The following is a 3,255-nucleotide window of genomic DNA, read 5'->3' as shown; positions in this document are numbered from 1 at the left end:
TGAATCCGTCGTTCCGTTTTGTGTACGTCCGATGATGTTTTTATTCCCATCCCGCTCATAACCAAATTGGTGTAGCGCTGCACCGCCTTGCTCTACTGTAACCCCGGACAAATCCAGTCCGTTATAGCTGAATCGCGTACTTAGCCCTCGGCTTGAAGCCTGACTTTTCAGCAACCCATTCGGTGCATACTCAAATGTCATACGATCCAGTGAACCACCCGTAGCAGCACTCGCTCCTGCCAGACTCTGTACGCCCGCTGTCCCGGCTCCACTGCTAACGTCCATTTGAGTAACACGGCCCAAACTATCCAGCTTGGACTGGACGTGCATAGACGTGCCAGAAGCATCTGTCAGCACATAACCCGTACGAGACTGCTTGTTGTACTCATAGTGTATTTGCATTCCATCTGGGTACTTCAGACCAGTCAACGACCCATTGGCTGGATCATAGGCATAGGAGGTCGTTCCCTGCCCATCTGTCATGCTGGTTCGGCGTCCCACAAGGTCATAGGTATAATTGGTTTTAAAATCCGGTCCCGCCGCTTCGGTAACCAGCCCACCATAGTATTTATTTACAATAGCATGAAGTAAGCGCAATTAAGGACTGATAATTAAAAAAAGACCACAACACGAAACTATATCGCATTGTGGTAAAATATTCAAAAATCCTATTTCAATATTTGCACAGTCCCCGCCTCTACATCAATTAGAAAAACTCTGGGATCCATACCATACCTCCCATTATTATGTTCGTCCAGTGTAGACAACTCGTATTGATTTGGCACTTTCGTTGGTTTTAGAATACCCCAAGCCCAATTGTCTCCATCATCACCTGTCGAATAACCTTTATTTTCCTTCTTAATTGAAATAGGAATATTTTTTTCTTCTCCTGTTGAAATATTTTTTAAGTGTAATTGCTCCCTACTATTCCTCTGGAAAGGATTAATTAAATCAATGCGATATTCATATTTTTGATCTGAAGTTAAGCGTACTGGATCACTTCTAACTTCATCATACAACCACCCTCGGGTAGGAGTCCCCTCTACCAAATGATAAGAAAAAAGAGTAATGATGCCATCAACAGCACTGATACTATATATTTCATTCCGCCAAATGGTGCCCATCCTTGCCAGATATAGGTTAGGGATATCATCACAATGATAATGGATGGAATTCCGCATACCATTAATATCACTGTTTCAATTAAATCTTGTCCTCGTTGAAACCCTCCAGTTGATCCTAAGATAAACCATATTAAGGCTGCTATATTTATAAGAATAGGTACCATCCATATTATTTTGAACCAAACAGGCATTTTACTCATTTACTCCCTCCTGTCTATGTTTGATTTTTTTACTTTTCAATTTGTATCATATCTAAATAGCGCTTACCGTTTAATGTGTTGCTCAGTTTTTCATTGAATTTTTATACCTTGCTTCAGAAAAATTATGTTGTAACAAAAGTGGCTTTACGTATTTATCCAATGTATTAGGATTATTATGCATTACAGAATGGGCTTCAATTCGATGTGTAGAAAAATATGAAGATAATTTAACTTTAACATTTTCAGCGCCACTGAATGTACGCATCGCTTGCCCTAAAGTCCAAATACTCCCTCCAAGTTCTTTTTGTACTAAATCATAATCGTTATATACATTGATATGTTGTCCTACATCCGTTTTCAGCTTATACCCTCGTACTGGTGTCGCAATGGTGATAAGAGTATCAACGTGCATCCCACGTTTAGCCAAGATGTTAGTTGCCATGATGGAAACATTGCCTCCGTGACTGTGCCCCATGATTCGTATCGGTTCTTTTGGATGAGCTTTGTGATAATTATAAATTTCATTCGCTACAATTTCTGCCCCCTTAACGCGGGCTCCATTGTTATTCTTACCGCTCCATCGCGGAGTATCAACCGGTTCATGAAAAAGTTCTTTTTCAATGTAATTTTTACTATTATCCCATGTATTTGGATAAGCAAAAGTACCATGTACTAGCCAAACTTTATGCCCACTTGGGTCAACATAAATCAACGGATTATTATGCACATACGTATATCCATTCAAACTTAACGGCTCGCTCATTTCTCCCTGATACGTATCCTCGCCCATAAAACGGGCTGTGCCCGGATCATACCAACGTGCGCGCAAATACTGGAGTCCGGTCGTCTTGTCCCAATACTCGCCAGCATAACGTAGCACGTTCGGTACAGTCTCCTTGACCGTCTTCGGACCGCCCCAAATGTCGTAGCTGTAGCTGTTCAGCTCCTTACCCGAGCTATCACTCAGGCCCACCACATCCCCGTGGCCGTTCAGCTGATAATATTGCAGCTGTCCGCTGGCCTTGTCCTGTCTCGCCCATAGTTGACCGGACAAGTCATACACGTAAGCGTACGTGATCTTCGCCGTTCCACCTTCAACCTCGGCTTCCGCCATCAGCTTCGCTTCTTCATCGTAGTAATACCGGGTCGTTTTACCACCCTCCGTACGCTCGTACAGCAGCCCGTCTCCGTTATAGCTGTACCTGACCTCTTTCCCCTCACCGTTCACATAGGTCAGGCGACTCACGGAATCATAGCTATAACCCGCGTTTTCCATACCGAACACCTTGCCGCTGCCTTCCGCGCTTCGGTTCCCATTCGGATCGTAGCCGTAGCTCTTGTTCTTCTCACCTGCGGCTTCGCTCGCCACTCGGTTGGACGGGTCATATCCAAATTGATCTGTGGTTCCGTTTTGGGTGCGTCCGGTGATGTTTTTATTCCCATCCCGCTCATACCCAAATTGGTGCAGCGCCGTACCGCCTTGCTCCACCGTAACCCCGGACAAATCCAGTCCGTTATAGCTGAATCGCGTACTCAGTCCTCTGCTTGAAGACTGACCTTTCAGCAACCCATTCGGTGCATACTCAAATGTCATACGATCCAGTGAACCACCCGTAGCAGCACTCGCTCCTGCCAGACTCTGTACGCCCGCTGTCCCTGCTCCACTGCTAACGTCCATTTGAGTCACTTGCCCCAAACTATCCAGCTTCGATTGAACGTGCATAGCCGTACCCGCAGGATCGGTCAGCACATAGCCTGTGCGAGACTGCTTATTGTACTCATAGTTTATTTTCGTGCCGTCCGGATACTTTAGTCCGGTCAACGACCCATTGGCTGGATCATAGGCATACGAGGTCGTTCCCTGCCCATCTGTCATGCTGGTTCGCCGTCCCGCACGGTCATAGGTGTAGTTGGTTTTAAAATCCGGTCCC

Annotated in this window: 3 protein-coding genes and 1 pseudogene; all 4 read right to left on the bottom strand. The window is 45.3% G+C overall.

Translation table 11 applies throughout. The annotated features are described in order from the left end of the window. A pseudogene (locus ACIFO6_RS23125) lies at positions 1–597 on the bottom strand (hypothetical protein); the annotation flags it as partial. Positions 598–668: 71 nt separating this feature from the next. Continuing rightward, positions 669–1,019 carry a hypothetical protein gene (locus ACIFO6_RS23120; protein ID WP_430044293.1) on the bottom strand — a complete coding sequence of 117 codons (351 nt, stop codon included), beginning with the start codon at positions 1,017–1,019 and terminating at the stop codon, positions 669–671. A 23-nt stretch (positions 1,020–1,042) separates the two neighbouring features. Beyond that, positions 1,043–1,324 carry a hypothetical protein gene (locus tag ACIFO6_RS23115; protein ID WP_430044291.1) on the bottom strand — a complete coding sequence of 94 codons (282 nt, stop codon included), beginning with the start codon at positions 1,322–1,324 and terminating at the stop codon, positions 1,043–1,045. Between the two features lie 82 nt (positions 1,325–1,406). After that, a partial coding sequence (locus ACIFO6_RS23110; protein WP_430044290.1) for an RHS repeat-associated core domain-containing protein occupies positions 1,407–3,255 on the bottom strand: 1,849 nt, incomplete at its 5' end.

Source organism: Paenibacillus sp. NRS-1781, assembly GCF_050467745.1.
GTDB lineage: Bacteria > Bacillota > Bacilli > Paenibacillales > Paenibacillaceae > Paenibacillus > Paenibacillus terrae_A.
Note: the sequence above shows the minus strand (reverse complement) of the source record. Positions and strands in the feature narration are given on the sequence as shown.

Excerpts from the sequence above, each read along its gene's own strand:
- ACIFO6_RS23115 (WP_430044291.1), bottom strand. The coding sequence starts at position 1,324 with ATGAGTAAAATGCCTGTTTGGTTCAAAATAATATGGATGGTACCTATT.